Source organism: Desulfosalsimonas propionicica (assembly GCF_013761005.1).
GTDB lineage: Bacteria > Desulfobacterota > Desulfobacteria > Desulfobacterales > Desulfosalsimonadaceae > Desulfosalsimonas > Desulfosalsimonas propionicica.
Window position 1 is genome coordinate 99,882 of sequence record NZ_JACDUS010000012.1, and the last position, 16,967, is coordinate 116,848.

General features: G+C 43.5%; 15 protein-coding genes. All 15 read right to left on the reverse strand.

The genetic code is table 11. The annotated features are described in order from the left end of the window. Positions 1–17: 17 nt before the first annotated feature. The 15 genes from HNR65_RS15410 to HNR65_RS15480 all read right to left on the reverse strand — a co-directional run bounded on the left by HNR65_RS15410 (position 18) and on the right by HNR65_RS15480 (position 16,787). Positions 18–446 carry a ferritin family protein gene (locus HNR65_RS15410; protein ID WP_181552418.1) on the reverse strand — a complete coding sequence of 143 codons (429 nt, stop codon included), beginning with the start codon at positions 444–446 and terminating at the stop codon, positions 18–20. Between the two features lie 226 nt (positions 447–672). Next, positions 673–2,127 carry a CoA-acylating methylmalonate-semialdehyde dehydrogenase gene (locus tag HNR65_RS15415; protein WP_181552419.1) on the reverse strand — a complete coding sequence of 485 codons (1,455 nt, stop codon included), beginning with the start codon at positions 2,125–2,127 and terminating at the stop codon, positions 673–675. A gap of 121 nt (positions 2,128–2,248) precedes the next feature. Further along, positions 2,249–3,361: an arginase family protein gene (locus HNR65_RS15420; RefSeq protein WP_181552420.1), complete on the reverse strand. Its 1,113-nt coding sequence runs from the start codon at positions 3,359–3,361 to the stop codon at positions 2,249–2,251. A gap of 42 nt (positions 3,362–3,403) precedes the next feature. Further along, complete coding sequence (locus HNR65_RS15425) at positions 3,404–4,714, reverse strand: (Fe-S)-binding protein (RefSeq protein ID WP_181552421.1); 1,311 nt, start codon at positions 4,712–4,714, stop codon at positions 3,404–3,406. 51 nt (positions 4,715–4,765) lie between these two features. Continuing rightward, complete coding sequence (locus tag HNR65_RS15430) at positions 4,766–6,211, reverse strand: FAD-binding oxidoreductase (RefSeq protein ID WP_181552422.1); 1,446 nt, start codon at positions 6,209–6,211, stop codon at positions 4,766–4,768. Positions 6,212–6,449: 238 nt separating this feature from the next. After that, on the reverse strand, positions 6,450–7,217 hold the full coding sequence (locus HNR65_RS15435) for a FadR/GntR family transcriptional regulator (RefSeq protein WP_181552423.1): 768 nt from the start codon (positions 7,215–7,217) through the stop codon (positions 6,450–6,452). A gap of 280 nt (positions 7,218–7,497) precedes the next feature. Then, on the reverse strand, positions 7,498–8,115 hold the full coding sequence (locus HNR65_RS15440; RefSeq protein WP_181552424.1) for a DUF2284 domain-containing protein: 618 nt from the start codon (positions 8,113–8,115) through the stop codon (positions 7,498–7,500). Beyond that, on the reverse strand, positions 8,112–8,459 hold the full coding sequence (locus HNR65_RS15445; protein WP_435051293.1) for a DUF6951 family protein: 348 nt from the start codon (positions 8,457–8,459) through the stop codon (positions 8,112–8,114). The genes HNR65_RS15440 and HNR65_RS15445 overlap by 4 nt, the downstream gene beginning before the upstream one ends. Before the next feature lie 5 nt (positions 8,460–8,464). Further along, positions 8,465–10,555, reverse strand: a complete 2,091-nt coding sequence (locus HNR65_RS15450) for an ASKHA domain-containing protein (protein WP_181552426.1) — start codon at positions 10,553–10,555, stop codon at positions 8,465–8,467. 106 nt (positions 10,556–10,661) lie between these two features. Next, complete coding sequence (locus HNR65_RS15455) at positions 10,662–11,336, reverse strand: cobalamin B12-binding domain-containing protein (protein WP_181552427.1); 675 nt, start codon at positions 11,334–11,336, stop codon at positions 10,662–10,664. A gap of 23 nt (positions 11,337–11,359) precedes the next feature. Further along, entirely contained in the window at positions 11,360–12,415 is a 1,056-nt protein-coding gene (locus HNR65_RS15460; RefSeq protein ID WP_181552428.1) for a uroporphyrinogen decarboxylase family protein, read from the reverse strand. 27 nt (positions 12,416–12,442) lie between these two features. Continuing rightward, complete coding sequence (locus HNR65_RS15465; RefSeq protein WP_181552429.1) at positions 12,443–13,390, reverse strand: pterin-binding domain-containing protein; 948 nt, start codon at positions 13,388–13,390, stop codon at positions 12,443–12,445. A gap of 79 nt (positions 13,391–13,469) precedes the next feature. After that, on the reverse strand, positions 13,470–13,994 hold the full coding sequence (locus tag HNR65_RS15470; RefSeq protein ID WP_181552430.1) for a universal stress protein: 525 nt from the start codon (positions 13,992–13,994) through the stop codon (positions 13,470–13,472). Positions 13,995–14,029: 35 nt separating this feature from the next. Beyond that, positions 14,030–15,049: an MtaA/CmuA family methyltransferase gene (locus tag HNR65_RS15475; RefSeq protein ID WP_181552431.1), complete on the reverse strand. Its 1,020-nt coding sequence runs from the start codon at positions 15,047–15,049 to the stop codon at positions 14,030–14,032. A gap of 346 nt (positions 15,050–15,395) precedes the next feature. Then, positions 15,396–16,787: a permease family protein gene (locus tag HNR65_RS15480; protein ID WP_181552432.1), complete on the reverse strand. Its 1,392-nt coding sequence runs from the start codon at positions 16,785–16,787 to the stop codon at positions 15,396–15,398. Between the last annotated feature and the right edge of the window lie 180 nt (positions 16,788–16,967).

Below are 16,967 nucleotides of genomic sequence, written 5' to 3' on the forward strand. Positions count from 1 at the left end.
ATTATCGGAAATCCAACTTATAGACTGTCCATCTTGCTTAAGAGCTTCTTTTGTTTTTTTTCAAGCTGCTGTAAGGCTGATGCCACTTCAGGGTGAGATTTCATCTTCTTTGCCGCTTCCCTGTAGTAATTAAGGTTGCGTTCCTCAATTTTACGTGCAGTTTCGACAACTGCACCAGGGTCTGCAGCATTTACACCACTTAGATTAACGAGAAAGCGATCCCGGGTAAAACCCTCTACCGGCTCCAGAATCATTTCTGCGACATTTTCCCTGCGCACCCTCTGGACCTGTTTAATTTGCTTTTCTTTTTCCTTTATCAATTCGTAAAGAAAGGATTTCACTTCACCCTCCGGTAATTGCGATGTCCCCTGGAGGTAAAAGTCCTTATTTTCTGTTTCAATCGTTTCGGCGAACGTTAAAATGACTCCAAAACCCTTCAATGGCATGTTGTTGTCCTCACAATAAGGTTTGTTTTAAGCGCAGTTAAATGCCAATCGCTTTTGTTGTATTTCATTCTCGGAAAAATCATTTAATTTTTATGCGAGTTTATATTTCAAGCCTTCCCCGCACCATAAAGGCAAGCAAGCAGGGCAAAAATCCCACAAAAGCAAATATCTAATTAAATGGTTTTGTTTGGATTAATGCCCCTTCAAAAAAACATTTCTATTTTAATCAAAACCAGCGTTCAATAAGTACTTTGGTGTCAGTGAAAAATTGAAAAATTTCCTGGCCGTGCCCCTTGATATCACCAAAGAATGATTCCCCGGCACCGCCAAACGGGAAAAAGCTCATTGGGGCGGCAATGCCTATATTAATACCGATCATACTTGGCTTGACATTATATTTAAATTTTCGCACGGCACCGCCGTCTTGGGTATAAATGCAAGCCGCATTGGCGAAACCACGTGAATTGGCCAATTCAATCGCCTCATCAAGGGTTTTTACACGCACAATGCTTACAACAGGACCGAATATCTCATCTTTCGCGATGGTCATATCCGGGGTAACATGATCAAATATTGTCGGGCCTACATAATATCCATCAGGATATCCCTCAACCTGGCAGTTTCTGCCATCAAGGATGAGTTCGGCGCCTTCTTCTATTCCCTTTTCGATATACCCAAGAACTTTTTTCTTGTGCTCTTCACTCACCACAGGACCCATATCAACATCTTCATTTAATGGGTCTCCTATTTTCATGGCTTTCACCCGCTCGACATATTTATTTATAAAATCATCGGCGTTATCCCCAACTGGCACCAGGATAGAGCCGGAAAGGCATCTCTGTCCCGCACATCCAAAAAAGGAAGTAATCAATGAGGGCATACTGGCTTCCAGATTTGCGTCTGGCATAACAGCAACGATATTTTTAGCCCCCCCCAGGGACTGTACACGCTTTCCTGTTTCTCCACATCTTTTGTAGATGTATTTTGCAGTTGGGGTAGACCCCACAAACGATACACCCTGAATATTCGGATTGTCTAGTATGCCATTTACGACATCCTTTGACCCGTGAACCATATTGATGACCCCATTGGGAAAACCAACATCATCTATTACTTCAAAAATTTTCGTCTGAGTCATGGGAACTTGCTCTGAAGGCTTCACAAGATAAGTGTTGCCTGTGACGACTGCATAGGGAAGAAACCACCAGGGGACCATAGCAGGAAAATTGTATGGGGGAATACACGCGAAAACTCCCAAAGGCTGTCTGTGGCCGGCGCAGTCGATTCCCCTTGCAATATCCTCAATTGTGTACCCGCACTGCATAGTGGTGACTCCGGTGCAGTGCTCTACATTTTCTATCATCCTGCGGACTTCGCCACGGGCTTCGTCTATCGCTTTACCCAGCTCGGTGGTGAGAGTTTTTGAAATATCCTCAAAATTTTCTTCAAAGGCATCTTTTAGCCGGAAAAAATATCTGGCGCGGGCCAGGGGAGGAGTCGTTCTCCAGGCCTCAAACGCTTCCTGGGCGGCATTAACAGCTTGGTCTACCTCTTTCGCTGTCGAATAAGGTACCTCTGCTATCATTTCGCCGGTAGCTGAACACGTAATGTTTCCGATTTCAGTAGATTCAGATTCAACCCATTCTCCGTCAATGTAATTCTTCAGTTTTGTTACTGCCATTTTGGTCTTTCCTTTCTTTTTGGGAAGAATATTTGATTTCTTTTATTATTCTTCAGGTCATTATTATAAAAATTGGTCTTAAATCTGGATTAGATATTGCATTCTCAATAACCGTTAAATCTTATTGTTTATTTTTGATGCGTTGCTTAGTTCCGATTTTTTTGATTATCTCTGCAGCAATTTCATATGTTTTATCTTTACCGTTATGAGATTGTTCACCAGCTTTTCTCGGGTTTATCTCGACAATATCCATGCCAGCCAGTTTTACATTTCGGTTGAAAACTTCACAGATTTCATTGATAAGCTGAAATATCATTCGCTCATCTAATCCCTTCCAGTTAAGAAATCTAACCCCATTTACAGCATTGGCGGCGCCAATATCCATGTCAACAGAAATATATACATAAGCCGTTGAAATGTTACTGATTATCGTTTTGAGTTTATTAAATCCGAACTGACAATCTTTTTTGGTTACGATTTTACATCCTTTTCGTTTTAATGAGCTAAATGCAGATGTATATCTTTGGATTCTATCGTCTTTTATGCGAAATGTTTTTTTCTCGGGATAATCTGAAACGCCCATAATAAAAAGGTTTTGGGGAATGACATCGTCACTTTGCAGCATATGATAAAGGAAGGAACTGGCATTGTAGGAATCCGGTCGATCGTAAAGATAAGGGTCCTTTGGATCATATACAGATGAAGGGTTTATATCAATATCGTACTGTATTGCATCTGCATGTGCAGACATGGGGATGGCATCGGTATGCGTGTCAATGACCAAAAGCGAAACATTTTCCTTCCCGTAGTAATCCGAGACGGCTTTGTAAGCACCCCCTGTTAGTGAATGGTCAATGCCTACCAAGCAAGGTATACCGGAGGAGGGAAGAATCTCACCTGTTACAAACGATCTAACCTTTTGTGCCATTTCCAGGCAACCACCCTTATCAATAAAGGCGGTAAAGTTTTTTGTTGTTAGACTTGAACGATCCTCTGCTGCAGGATTGGGTAACAACCAGGACGGCACTTCAATTTTGCCAGCCTCGCGGAAATCAAACTGATATTCCTTGTTTCGCAAAATTTCCAGCACGCCGTCGAGTGGATCAGGATTTTTTTGCAACGCTCCCATCCCATTGCATTTTTCCTGTATGGAATCATACTGCTCGTCGCAATCAAAAGGACATCCAAAAAAATATATCTGTTGATCCACGGAACCCGGCATGGAAAGATTCATCCCTTGTTTCTGCTTTATTGATAAACGGCACTTTATTTAATGTTATAGAGCCATATCCAAAAGCTCTACCAAGTCGTAAAGCCGCATTGGGCTTTTGACTCTTTTTGCTCCCTGATTTAAATTATAGTGACAGAAAGGACAGATAGACACCATTTGCTCAGCTCCTGTGCTTTCGCCCTCTTCTATGCGAAGACTTGCATTTTTGGCTGCCCAGTCAGGATAACCTGTCATAACACCGCCACCGCCACCGCAGCAGTATGAATTGTTGCGTATCCGTTCCATCTCTCTGAAGTCAATATCAGGGATGGACTGCAGCATTTCACGCGGTATATCGAAAAGGCAGTTATCATCTTTTTTTCGAAGGTAGGCCCCCTGCCATGCTTCTGATCCATCCTCGTCGATCTCAAATTCAGAAAGATGTCTTCCGGTATGGCAGGGATCATGGTAAGTGACTTTCCAGGGCAATTCTTTAGTAAACTTCATTTTTCCTTCTTTGAAGAAATTATAAAGTAATTCTACTGTATGAATTACCTGGATGCCATCCATTAACTCATCATATTCTTCAGAAAGTTTATAGTCCTTTTTTATGGCTCGATAGCAGCCTGCACATGAAGTAACGATGGTATTAACCCCATGATTGTCATGAAGATCCTTGAATAGGCGCAAATTGTGCTCCGCGACCCTTTTAAATTCTTCATGATCGCCTATCCGCATTGCTGTCGATCCACAACATACCTCATTTTCTCCCAGAATTCCAAAATCCAGGCCAAGCTTCTGAAAAATGGAAGCTGTTGCAACCGGAAGATTTCTGACAGGAACATTAAGTGCTCCTGTACATCCGACATAATAAAGAATAGGCGCATCCTCCTTCATTATGTCTTTAATGGGAGCTTTTGCCTTCTTAAACGGCCTTGTCCAGTCAGTTCTCATTCTGCGCGGTCCCTGATAAGGATTGTCAAAACTCCTCATGGACTTGGCAATTACCTTTTGAGCAGGCATTGGGCCCACCCCTTCGTCCACAGCTTTGCGCCTCATGGATTCAATGATTTCTGGAATGAAAGGTTTATGATCCAGTTCACATTGTTCCTGACAACCGGCGCACACTGTACACTTGTATACGTCATTCAGGAGGTCTTCGTTCCATTCCAGATCACCGTTTATAATTCCCCTGGCAAAGGCCACCTTCCCTTTGGATGCAATATTGCCTTCAAAACCAAATTCTACCCCTGCTGGGCAGATCTGTCCAAAAAAGGGCGGAGGGCCAAAATCGTAGGCTACTTTACAGTTTCCGCATGCAGTGCATCTCCATATTTTGTCTTCTAACTCTTCCAGCGAAGGAATATTCCATTTCATAATAACCTCCTAAAATTGTATTTGAATGGGCCACACTGACAAATGAATTAGCTATACCCCCAATTTCCCGCGATTCATAATATCATTAGGATCAAGCATATTTTTTATCTGCTTCATAAGCGATAGGTATCCCGGATGGGCTCGTTTATTTATTTCTACTCCGAAATCAACGGGTGGTTTATAAGGAATCCCTCCATTATCTAGAACGACCTGCAGACATTCAACAATTCCCTGCCGTGCATTTTCGACAGCGTCAGGATCTTTCTTGGGAAATGGAATCATAGCGCGCAGCATCCCGTAATGCACACCACGATAGTTGGTTGCACGAACGGAAGGGGACAAATTTCTGTTGGTAAGGATTTTTTTCCACTCGTTATAAACGGGTTCCCACTTATCCAGAGGCGTAAAGGTTCCAGGCCAGGAAATACCCCCGCCGGCTTGTTTCGTATAGTTTTTTGTAGAGCCGACAATCCGGCTCGGAAGCTGAGTTCTGGCCTTCAAGGCTTCCTCAGGGTACACAGCTTCTTTGACTGTGGTTCCTTTCTTTTTTTCTTCCTCCATAGCCATTTGCCAAATTTCTTCCCGGGCATCTCTTTCCTTTTCTGTCCAGGAAAAAGTAGTTGCAAAAGAAACCCATTCTGGTGCATCTTCAGGTTTTGGCTTATAAGGATACGGGATAGGTACCTGTGACAACCACCATGAAACAGTTGTTATATCGTCACATATTTCATAATTTCCGATTGTCCGGCAATAGGAGGCCATATCTCCCAGGTTTTCTGCAGATGTTGTAAAAACTTTTAGATATGGTGGCATGGGATGTACTCTCAAGCCAATCTTTGTTACAACGCCCGTCGTACCGAGCCAACCTGTAAAAAGGCCATCCATTCTTGGCAACGGCAGGCAACTGTGCCATGAATCTTCCTGAATAGCACAAGACCCCACCCTTACAAGCTCTCCGGTGGGCAGCACAACTTCCATACTTGTGATTTCTTCACTATTCAAACCATAGCGTCCGCTCATACCCCCGATGCCATGACAGAGAGCATTAGAAGAAACCGAGGCTGAAGGGGGGCCGACCGGCCAACTCCATCGAAATCCATATTTGGCTAGCGAATGGGCAAATTGTGCATGTGAAACGCCTGGTTCAATAACAGCATAATGAAGTTGATCATTAATGGTTAGGATTTTGTTCATTTGTTTAAGATCCAACAATATCCCACCATCTTCGGGGATGCAGAGACCTCCGATATTGGTTCCTGCTGTATAAGGAATGACAGGAATTTTTTCTTGGTTAGCAAATTTCATAATTTTCTGAATCTGCTCAACCGTGGTGGGCATTGCCACATAGTCCGGACTTTTACGCTCTACAAATGACAGATCGTAAGAGTAAGCATACCGGATATGAATTTTATCGGTTGCATTTGTCTCGCCAACGATCTCCTGCAAAGCTTTAGTGATTTTTGGGTCCACGTTTCCGTTTTGTGGTGTTTTTGTCATTGTTTACCTCCTAATAAACTAAACAATTATTGTTGTTAGCGCCTATCATCCACCAATTCTGAGGTAAATAAGCCTTCGCCGTATCCTTTGTGCGAAGTATGTCTATAAACTTTAATGGACTTTATCTTTGTAAACGTTGTTTTTTCATAGCCCAAAAATTTTTCCCTGTATGGAACCTGAAAGCGATAGCGAGGCCCTTGAAAAAACGTGGAAAAGCTTTTCACTCGACTTTAAAATTTCAGGCGACTTCATAATTCTTTTTCTTAAATAATTCTTTTTGCTTGGAAGAAGAACGGTTTTGACATTTTCGTAAACCCTCTTCCACTTCGTTAATGTGCTTCAGCATAAAATAACTGGCTTTTTCCGGGTCCCGGGCTTCAAGGGCCTCAAGGATTTCCCAGTGTCCCCGACAGACGATGTCCAAAAACTCCCTGTCTGTTTCAATTATTCTTTTCAATCGGATCAGAGCGGACTGGACGCTTTCAACAACCACCGCGACAATTGGATTCCCACCAATTTCAGCAATTTTTTTGTGAAAGGCCACGTCGAGATCGCTATAGAACCTTTCCCCGTCAGGTTCCTGCTCCATCTCACGAATATTTTCTTTTAGTTCTTCAATATCTTTGTCTGTAATTTTACTGGCGGCAACTTTTACAATTTGTGTTTCATTGAAAATGCGGAACTGGGCATAGTCTTCATGCGTGGGGTTTATAAAAAACAAATAGTTTTCAAGCCCTTTCTTTACAACTTCTATATCCACCTTTTTCACAAAAGCACCGCCGTTTACACCCTGCTTGATCTCTAATAAGCCATAAGCCTCTAAAGTCCTAAACGCTTCTCGCAATGAAGATTTGCTCACACCAAAATGCGTGATGAGATCATTTTCTGAGGGTAGGCGCTCCCCCTCCTTAAGATCTCCGTTGAGAATTGCCTTCTGTATCTGATCGGCAATATTACTTGAAATCCTACTTTGTTTCACGTTTTGAAAATTAAACTCCATAGCCATAAAAGATCCCGAATTTAGTTTATCTGTTTTTTTTAAAGGTTAGTGCCATGCGCATACTGTCGAATATCCTGTTTAGCTTTCATTTCTAAATAGCAGCTTAGATTTGTATTGTCAACAAATATTATAAAGTTTTAAATATCAGATGTTATATATTTTAGAAACTTTGGTTTTTTTGAAACAACCTCCTACCTTTGGGGTTTTCAGCTATCCAGAAATAACGTAATGGGTTCCTGTATAAATTTTCCGCAAATGCATCGTGTCCACGATCCTTTATGATAGCCTATTCAACGAGAATAATGGCATAATGATGGTATGTATCTTTAATGGTGTTGGCGACAGTCGGAGCAGCTATCTCCAGTTTTTCTGTAGTGGCGATGACATCGATGGAAAAGGATTCCATGGATGGCCTCCTTTCCTGGGGGAAATAACAATAGTCCGGATAGCCGCAATTTTTGCAAAGAGCGCACGGGCCGCTAACCAGACTGAATGCCTTGTAATATCCCTCTAAGAAGAGGAATCGTTCAACACTTACGGTTTCTTTCCAATATCGCACTTGTGATAGTCGTTTGCGATTTTTTTTGTTATAAAAAGATGAGCATTGCTGGGAGCCAACTAACATAATGGCTGTTTCATATTCATTCAAAATTTCCCGAGCCTTCTCGGTGTCGATGCTGGCAGGCGGGCAGCACCAGTTTGTATTGTAATTTTTGCATCCATATCTGCATTTCAATTGTACCCAATGTCTGGTGACAATGTTTTCGGTTGGGCAGGGAACGATACTGTCCCATCCATGCATTCCACCGGTGATTTGGATTTTATTCAATAGCTCACGGGAGAGGCCCTTGCCGGTTTTAAAGGGCACACTCTTATTTTTTAAAGCTGATGTTTTAATAATCATAATATCTCATAGATAGCCGATGTGTTTTTGGGTACAGCCAAATCCAGCGAGATCTCCATTCCTTTCAACAAAGCGGCCGGGACCGCACATGAAGGATGAAGTCGTGCTTTTTCAGCGGCCATATAAACAGGATTTTTGCTTATTGGGTAAAAAATATGCTCAAGATCAATGGACTCTAAAAGCGTTGGTAAACGATGGACCCGCTTACATTCACTGTCAACGCTTTTCAAGCCAACCATGCGGGGGGACTGACCGACCAGGGTCAGAATGGTTTCAAGCCCGCAATCTCCGGGCTGAACAATAACCCGGACATGCTTTCCCGGAGCATTATGGTTGGTTCCCATGGTGTTCAATTTTTTGTTCGCCTTTTTTTCTTAACTTTCTGATGCAGGATCTCAGGTGGAACAATTTCCTCCAGATGGGGAAACTCATCTTTCATGTGCGGAATCTGCATCGCCTGCATGAACTGCTTCTCAAAATCTTCCTCCACAGTCAGTTCAATATATTCAACATTTCTGGAAACCCAATTGGCTTCAATCCTCTTTCGTCGGTCCAGAAGAGCCGCTCTGCAGCCATCGCCCGCAGCATTGCCCACCCCAAGGATCTTTTCCACTTCACAATCCGGGAAAAGTCCCATAATCAATGCTTTTTGTTTGTTTACATGGGTTCCGAAAGCCCCGGCTATTTTAACTTTGTCTATTTTATCCAAGCCCATACGCCGCATCATAAGCTTGCAACCCGCATACAGCGCCCCCTTAGCTAACTGAATTTGACGCAGATCTTTTTGATTGATGACCACATCCCGCTTAATGCTTGTTTCATTTGCCCAGGCCAGGACAAATTCTGGTTGGTTGCTATCGGGATTGATTCGGCACCGATTAGATTTTTGGTTCTCGCTAAATACACCACTTTTATCGATCACTCCGGCCACGTACAGCTCGGCCAGAACATCCAGAATACCTGAACCGCAGATTCCCTTGGTTTTCATTTCTTCAGGAGCAGAAAATTTGAGCCAGGCTTCACGTCCGATGACTTTGTAATCCACTTCATGGGTTTCCGGATCTATTTTGATTCTTTCAATGGCGCCCGGGGCCGCCCGCATTCCGAAAGAGAGCTGTGCACCCTCCAGGGCAGGTCCAGTGGCGCAAGACGAAGAAATGAGTTTATCCCGGTTTCCCAATACGAGTTCCCCGTTGGTTCCAATGTCAATGATTAGCTGGTAATCAGTTGTTTTATAAGGCTCTTCAGCTATCAGAACGCCAACATTGTCCGCACCTACAAAGCCGGCCTCATTTGGCAAAACAAAAATGTTAGCTGAAGGGTTGATTTGCAGCCCCAGGTCCCTGGCCCGAATATCGAGTGAACAGTGGTTAACCGGTGGGAACGGGGCAAGACTGACAAACTGAGGATCCAGCTGAAGCAGAATATGGTGCATAGCTGTATTGCAACCGATTGTCACATCCTCAATATCATCAAGGCTCAGTCTGTAGTATGTTTTGCCTTCTTCATGTTTTTCTGTCCACTCAGTAAGTTCGCTATCATCGTCATTGTTTTTTTTCTTCACTTTTTTCTTGGGCGGATGGGTGGCCTCTACCGCCTTACTGATAAGTGTATTCAGGCCTTCAATGATATCTTCACTCATTCGTTTCAGACCGTCTGGCGTCGTCATATGATAGGTGATGCGGGCCATGACATCTTCACCGTATTTACACTGCGGATTCATCATAGACACCGTATCCACGACTTCCATAGTTCGTAAATTGCACATATAACCGGCCACGGTAGTTGTACCGATATCAATGGCAATGCCGAAATAATCCTCTGTTTTGCCAGGGCGAACCCGGATGATTTCCGTTTGGTTCCACACGCTGACTGTCACCTTCCAGTCTCCGTCCCGTAAGGCTCCGGGTAAAGCACGCAATGCCTGGATATCAATGCGGAGGTTGGTCAGGCTGTATTCCCTTGCCAAACCTTCACAAAGTCGTTCAAAGTCTCCAGTGGGTTCATCAAAGGATGGCTTTTTCAGCTCTATGTAATAAACACAAACTGCGGGGTCATGAAAAATATTGATGTCCCTGGCGGCCTTGCTCACAACCTGTTTGCCAGCCCTGGATTCTTCAGGGACAAAAACCAAAACATCCCCTTCTACTTTGGCACAACAACCCAGTCGGTATCCTTTTTTTCGATTTTCCGCATTGATAAATTTGGCCTCTTCTTCCTGCCACTCGCTCAAATGATTGGGACTGGATTCTATGTTGTATTTGGCATAAAAACCATCTTCAATACGAACAATGCATTTGCCGCAGACTTTTTTTTCCCCGCATAACGATTCAATATCCACCCCAAGCAAACGGGAAGCTTCTATTAACGTGATGTCCTTGGGAACTTCGCCTCGGCGTCCAGATGGTTGGAATATGACAGTTGCTTTATCGTCTTGCATCTTTATCTCCTTTGCAACAGGATAAAAAGAAAGAGTCCTCTACAGGACCCCTTCTTTTATGATCAAACGTTATATATAAGTTGACCCTTTCAAAACCCATATAAAATTACTTTTTCCTGTCACTTTCAATTTCCCGCAATTTGCTGACCATGTTGATGGCTTCCGTTACGGCATTACTGGCATTGTCGGCATAGCCATCGGCACCGTAGTTGCCGGCTACATCCTGGGTTACGGGAGCCCCGCCAAGCAAAATCTGTACGTTTGGATTTTTTTCCTTAATCATTTTAATAACTTTTTGCATGCCAAGCATGGTTGTCGTCATCATGGCCGATAGGGCCACCACTTCAGACTCTGTTTTCAGCTGCTCTTCAACAAATTTTTCAAGAGGCACATCTTTTCCCAAATCATGAACAGTCCAACCTGCTACATCAAACATCATTTTAACAATATTTTTGCCAATATCGTGGACATCGCCTTCAATGGTTCCTATAACAACCTGGCCTTTTCCGCGCTCATTTTCAGCCACAGGGACATGAGGCCTAAGTACGCCCAGGCCTGCATACAGGGCATCAGCACACATAAGAACCTCGGGAACAAAATATTCATTATTCTCAAAAAGTTGCCCGACTTCCTCCATGCCTTTGGCCAATCCGTTCATAATTCCTTCCAGGGGATCATGACCAGCATCCAGGTATTCCTGGGCCAAATCTCTAGCTTCATCTTCTTCATATTCCACAACTGCAGTGTGCATTTTCTCAAGCAATTCTTCTTTTGTTGTCATAAGTTATACCTCCGTAAATTAGATTAACCTAAACGGCCAACAGCCGGTGAAGGTTTGATTCCGTATTTTTTGACACTTTGCACCAGTGCTTCAACGTTTTCTTTTGGCATATCTGGCCACAAATCACACCCGGGCCATACAGCATCCACTCCGTCATCTATGCATTGTTTAACCGTGGTCTCAACAAAAGCAGGGTCTTGATTTGTAACCAATGTTCCAAATGGATCAAAATTGCCGAAAATAAGGGTTTCGTTGCCCAATTTCTTTCGTGATTCAACAACGTTATTTTTTTGGTCAACACTTAATGCATCTGCTCCACATTCGTTCATCATTTCAATAATCATATCCGTGCTGCCGCAAATATGTAAAACTTTTGGCGAATTCAACGCATTGAAAACTTTAATCAAATTGGGTTGTATAAGGGTTTTCCACATACGGGGCGACAATATATCTGTGCCGGAGCCCATTTCCCGAATATTGATAAAATCAACGCCCAAACTCTGATAATGCTGTCCGGCCGCAATTACCACATCTGTCATTTTTCGTAGAAACTCATCTACTTGTTCCTTGTACTTTTTGGCCCCTTTGAGCAGAAGATCAAGCTCAATCACCTGGCCGGCCATGGTAAAAGGACCAAGCAACCAAGCGCCCACAGCAAATTCACCATTTTTGCTTTCGTCAATCAGCTTTTTATAGGCTTGGTCTATCATCGGCATCCGTCCTTGTTCCATAAAATCGGACGGAATCTCCACCTCGGCCAAGGTCTGCCATTTTGTCGGCACTGTTGGAAATAAGATGCCCTCTGATTTGTCATAAAGATTGATACCTCTTCCCAAGGCCTCTGGGATAGTACACATGTCGTATGGAATCACCGTGGAATCAAAGCCAAACATCCGTGCTGATTTCAAAGCGGATTCCGCCATGTATTCGGCTGAAGTATGGATTTGGGCGAATCGAATTCCCATTTCATCAATAACCTGGATGGGAAGCATGCTCATTCCGCTAAAAAAAGGCATGGTATCGACAGCCTCTTTGCGAAACAATTTTAGAACTCGTTCCTTTGATGTTAATTCTGCCATGATCAACTCCTTATTAATATGAATAAACTACAATGCCTTTAATTGATCCACAAAATCAGGGAACAACTTAAAAAGCGGGTGGTTGGCATCTTTCGGCAATCGCTTATAACCGGAAAACAAGGATGTGGCCAGGAAGGCCTCGGCCATTGCTACAGCGGGCATCACCCGGTCAGCGCCACCCATGGGTCCGGAAAAAATAATGTCATGGTGATTAAAAGCAGCAAGAGCTTCAAGTGCAGCATCAGCTGCGGCCCATCCCTTAAAACCCCATTTGTCTTTCGCCTCTTGCCACATGTAAGATCCGTTGCTCGGCGCACTGGATGTCGCAAATCCAAATTTTTCCTTTATCATTCGGTTCGCTTCGCTGCACATGGCCGTGGCAGGTGCGTTCATGGTCGCCGTATCCACAATAATGGTTTCAAAGTTTGCGCCAACTTTTTCTATGGTGTCCATTAGCTTTTGTAGCCCGGTGAGCCTTCCGGTGGGCATTTGGTCTTCCTGATCAAAGGCCACAAGCAGCACATGCTTGATCCCAAGGTTGGCGATCTCCCGGATTTCTGTCTCTATTTCTTTTTCCCACACCGTCAGACTGTTATAAAACATTCTGTCTAAAAGGCCTTTTTCTGCGCAATAGGCAGCCGCTTCGAGTTTTGGCTTCAATACCCAGGCGTCTATGCAAAAAGGCATATCGCTTACTGATGTGACAAAGTCGATGTATGTTTTAAATTCTTTCCCCGTATTGGCCACAATATCGGCCATACCGGGAATGCCGGTATCCTGCCAGAGCTGATCTTGTTTTTTAAGAACTTCTTCAGCCCTTTTTTCATTAAATCCTTCCTTGCGCTTGCCTTCAAACACCCGATCCCCTTTCTGAAAAATCGAATTACAGACAACGCATGGGTAATCTCCAGGCTGACCGCCAAACTTGACGTCTCCGACCTGGTATACTTTAGGCTCATTTTCATACAAAAGCATAACACCTCCTATAACGAACTGTATAAATCTGTGAAATATTATATATTATAAGTCATAAAGATATCGATATGTTTATGACTTATTCATCGAGTCGAACTGCCAATACAGGTATTTTTGATTTCCGTAAGACAGCACGCGTTGTTGAACCAATGTCCCCAAACAGTCCCTTGCGACCGTGGGTCCCCATAACGATAAGGTCACTGTTACGCTCTTTTGATGTTTCAATAATTTTACTGACGGGTTCATCCCCGTACAAAACCAAAACCTCATCGGTGGTAAAGGGCTTGGTTTCCTCGTTGGCCTGAACATTTTCTGTAAATTGGCATATCCCTTCATGCATTAAAAGATGAGCTTTGCTTTTTCCGGATAGCGATTCTTTTGCCTGGTCAATATTGCGTTCTTTGAAATTTTTCCATTGCTCTTCAGTAAGCAATTCGGAAAGCATCTCTTCCGGTGAAAAACTTCCTTCGATAACGTGCAAAATGGTTAGCTTCGCTCCATATGCGCAGGAAAGACTCGCCGCATAGCTAAAGGCTTTCAATGCAGTATCCGAAAGGTCTGTTGTGTATAGAATATTTTTAATGTTGATATTTTTTATTTCCATCGGCTCAACCTCTCTCGGCTGTGGATTTAGTTGCTTTATCCCTTTTTAAAATAATCATCTCTGGCCTTACGCAGCTGCTGCACGTTTTCAAGCGGCGATAAGGGCGCTATACCGCAGGCAGCGCAAAGAAAATGGGTTCCATTGTCAAGCGCAGCAATTGATTCTTGATAGGCTTGTTCGGGTGTTCCGCTATACAAGGTTTGAGCTGTGCCCACATTGCCAAATACTTTGACGCCCATCTTCTCCGCAATTCCCACTGTTCGTTTCAAGTCGACTTTTTCTTCGATGCTGATGCCGGCAACGCCTGTCTCGCACATCATTTCGATAATAGAATCTGTGTTTCCGCAGATGTGAAGAACCAAAGGACCTTTAATTTTTTGAACTATTTCGGTGATTACGGGTTGAACATGTTTTTTCCAGGATTTCGGGCTCATCAGAGCCGGACCGGAAGTGGGCTCAGCAATGACATAGTAATCCGCGCCATGATCAAAGGCAAAATTAATGACTTCAATCATGCCCTCTTTGACAACACTCAGGACCTGATCCACCTGGTTGGGTTTTTTAAATGTCCATTTCATAAAAGATTCTGTACCGACAAGATTCGCTCCGCAGGTAAAGGGCCCTTCGCTTTCCCCGAAAATGACCATTTCATCATCGACTTTATCTTTCAGGATTTTGAATTGTTCTTTATAGGCGGGGAATCTTCCTCGTTGCAAAAGGTCTTTTGGTTTTTCCAAATCCTCTATGCTTTCCGCAAAAGGATGAGAGGCAATGGAGTGCTGTCTGTCGATTTTCGCCTCTCCCAGCTCGCAGCCGAAGGCTTCGCTCAGAGGCGTTATATCCCATCCCATGGCTTTGACCCACTCGAAACCGGCATATTCCACTCCGCCAAGGGCCAAAGTGGCCATGGCTTGGGGATCGGTATCTGCCAGGGGACGTTCAGCCCCGCATTTTTTCATTATATCAACCACGCCGTATGTTGTTGTAGAGCCCACAGGGGTCATGTCAACGCTTTTACCTTCCAATTGACGCATAAACCGTTCTTTGCGATTCATTTCGAACCTCCTTAGCTAAACGAATTTTATTCGTGATTTGCTTGTTACATTTTTTGCAAGGCTTTATGCATTTGTCTCCGGAACATGGGTTGATAAATAAACCAAAACAAAGCAAGCCATAATAAAAGAATAACAAAAAGGTGTTCACTCTCCTCAAAAAAATATTTCAGCAGGTAAATTCCTCCCAGGACAACGGCCATTCCGGCTAAAGTGAACGGGATACACACTTTAAGCAATAATTTAAACTTTTGTTTCGCGACCTTTTTTGTCATTTTTTCATTTTTGCCTTTTTTAATAGTGTCCCCCAGGAAGGGCGTTAGCCGTTTTACCCATAAGCTCTATCATTTTAACCTTCTTGTTCTTTGTTATTTTTTTCTGGATAATATTCGAGGCTGAAGAAAAGAATGGTGCCTAGTATTAGGGCAACCGTCGGACCAGACCAAAAGGGACTGTTCCATAACTCGATATAATTCGAAGTAATCAGAGATGCAGCCATTATTCCTGCAATACCTCTTTGCAGGTTTGTTTTACACATGGCTAGCGCGATATAGCTGCAAAGGTAGCCTTGAATAAGCAGCGTTAATCCAAAACCAATACTAATTGCAGGCATAATAATTTGAACAATGGGGTGAAAGAGCATGGCTATGCTCATTCCCCAGAAAAAGGACGTGGCCCCACCCCAGTAGGAAGGCTCTTCTTCCGGCGTGGAAAATTTATACCTGTTTAAAACCACGGCTTGCCCGGCTGTCCACTGCGGACCGCACAGGGGTAGAAAGGGGGTGAAGGCGCCTTCTCCGATATTGCGGATACCTGTTATCACGTGATTGCGAACAGAACGGTAGGGGATTTTTTCATCCTTGCGGGCCGCATCGGCTTCTGCTATGAGAGACTCAAGAACGATAATATCTCCAAAAGCAAGTACATAGGCGACGATTCCCAAAGAAATTGCGGAAATCCACATTGCCGCGGATGGAAAGCCCAAGCCGACGATACTGAAATTTTGAAGCATTTCACCTGCTGGCATAGAAATCAGGAGTTGGTCAAATACACCAGTGGGCGGAGCGATCTCTCCGGTAATGAGCCCTGCTACATACCCGGCAACAAATCCGGGGGCAATCCCATAACTCGCCACCCATTTCAGCCAGCCGTGTTTTTCCCTATACTCCATCCCCCGCCTTGAAAAAAGAATAATGAAGCTAAGAAAAGCGGCAATGCCAAAAGAAATAGGCATTTTACTGACGTAGGGTTGTTTGGGATCAAAAATTCTATTCAGGGCAGACAAGCCGGCCCCGAGAATGATTCCGGCCCGCATTGAAATTGGAAAGTGCGTAATGACTTTTTTAACGATTCCGGAAAGACCCAGGAAAACAAAAATAAAGCCGACCAAAATTTGTAATGCAATCAAAGCTTTAATCCTTTCAGGCCCCTCAGCGTATCCGACCAGATAGGATATGTATAGTGGAATCCCTGCCGTAATCCATCCACAAACGGAAGGATCTCCAAAAGTTGTATGCAGCAGGTACAAAAAGTTATTGATAACGACCATCAATACAGCAATCTCGATTGGTATGCCAAGTACTTTGGTCATAGCTGCAGTAATACCTAATGGTACACAACAAAGAATCATGCCTTGAATAAAATCTTGATACTCAAGTCTGTAATGAACAAATGGCAGCCGAAGCATTAATGGACCTGCGCTGAATGGTTGTTCGGCACCGTATTCTCTCTTTGCGACCATAAGATTCCCCCCTTACAATATTTTTTTAGTGTGAAAAGATGTTGGGATGGATAAAAAAATTAGGGTGACCACTTGTTCATATGTAGGGACTCCTGAATAAAAATAAATATTTGATTTTATTATATTAGTATGCTATAGTACAAAATATAAATCCAAGCATATTCGGCACTACACCTTCAA

Excerpts from the sequence above, each read along its gene's own strand:
- HNR65_RS15410 (WP_181552418.1), bottom strand. The coding sequence starts at position 446 with ATGCCATTGAAGGGTTTTGGAGTCATTTTAACGTTCGCCGAAACGATT.
- HNR65_RS15415 (WP_181552419.1), bottom strand. The coding sequence starts at position 2,127 with ATGGCAGTAACAAAACTGAAGAATTACATTGACGGAGAATGGGTTGAA.
- HNR65_RS15420 (WP_181552420.1), bottom strand. The coding sequence starts at position 3,361 with ATGAATCTTTCCATGCCGGGTTCCGTGGATCAACAGATATATTTTTTT.
- HNR65_RS15425 (WP_181552421.1), bottom strand. The coding sequence starts at position 4,714 with ATGAAATGGAATATTCCTTCGCTGGAAGAGTTAGAAGACAAAATATGG.
- HNR65_RS15430 (WP_181552422.1), bottom strand. The coding sequence starts at position 6,211 with ATGACAAAAACACCACAAAACGGAAACGTGGACCCAAAAATCACTAAA.
- HNR65_RS15435 (WP_181552423.1), bottom strand. The coding sequence starts at position 7,217 with ATGGCTATGGAGTTTAATTTTCAAAACGTGAAACAAAGTAGGATTTCA.
- HNR65_RS15440 (WP_181552424.1), bottom strand. The coding sequence starts at position 8,115 with ATGATTATTAAAACATCAGCTTTAAAAAATAAGAGTGTGCCCTTTAAA.
- HNR65_RS15445 (WP_435051293.1), bottom strand. The coding sequence starts at position 8,459 with ATGGGAACCAACCATAATGCTCCGGGAAAGCATGTCCGGGTTATTGTT.
- HNR65_RS15450 (WP_181552426.1), bottom strand. The coding sequence starts at position 10,555 with ATGCAAGACGATAAAGCAACTGTCATATTCCAACCATCTGGACGCCGA.
- HNR65_RS15455 (WP_181552427.1), bottom strand. The coding sequence starts at position 11,336 with ATGACAACAAAAGAAGAATTGCTTGAGAAAATGCACACTGCAGTTGTG.
- HNR65_RS15460 (WP_181552428.1), bottom strand. The coding sequence starts at position 12,415 with ATGGCAGAATTAACATCAAAGGAACGAGTTCTAAAATTGTTTCGCAAA.
- HNR65_RS15465 (WP_181552429.1), bottom strand. The coding sequence starts at position 13,390 with ATGCTTTTGTATGAAAATGAGCCTAAAGTATACCAGGTCGGAGACGTC.
- HNR65_RS15470 (WP_181552430.1), bottom strand. The coding sequence starts at position 13,994 with ATGGAAATAAAAAATATCAACATTAAAAATATTCTATACACAACAGAC.
- HNR65_RS15475 (WP_181552431.1), bottom strand. The coding sequence starts at position 15,049 with ATGAATCGCAAAGAACGGTTTATGCGTCAATTGGAAGGTAAAAGCGTT.
- HNR65_RS15480 (WP_181552432.1), bottom strand. The coding sequence starts at position 16,787 with ATGGTCGCAAAGAGAGAATACGGTGCCGAACAACCATTCAGCGCAGGT.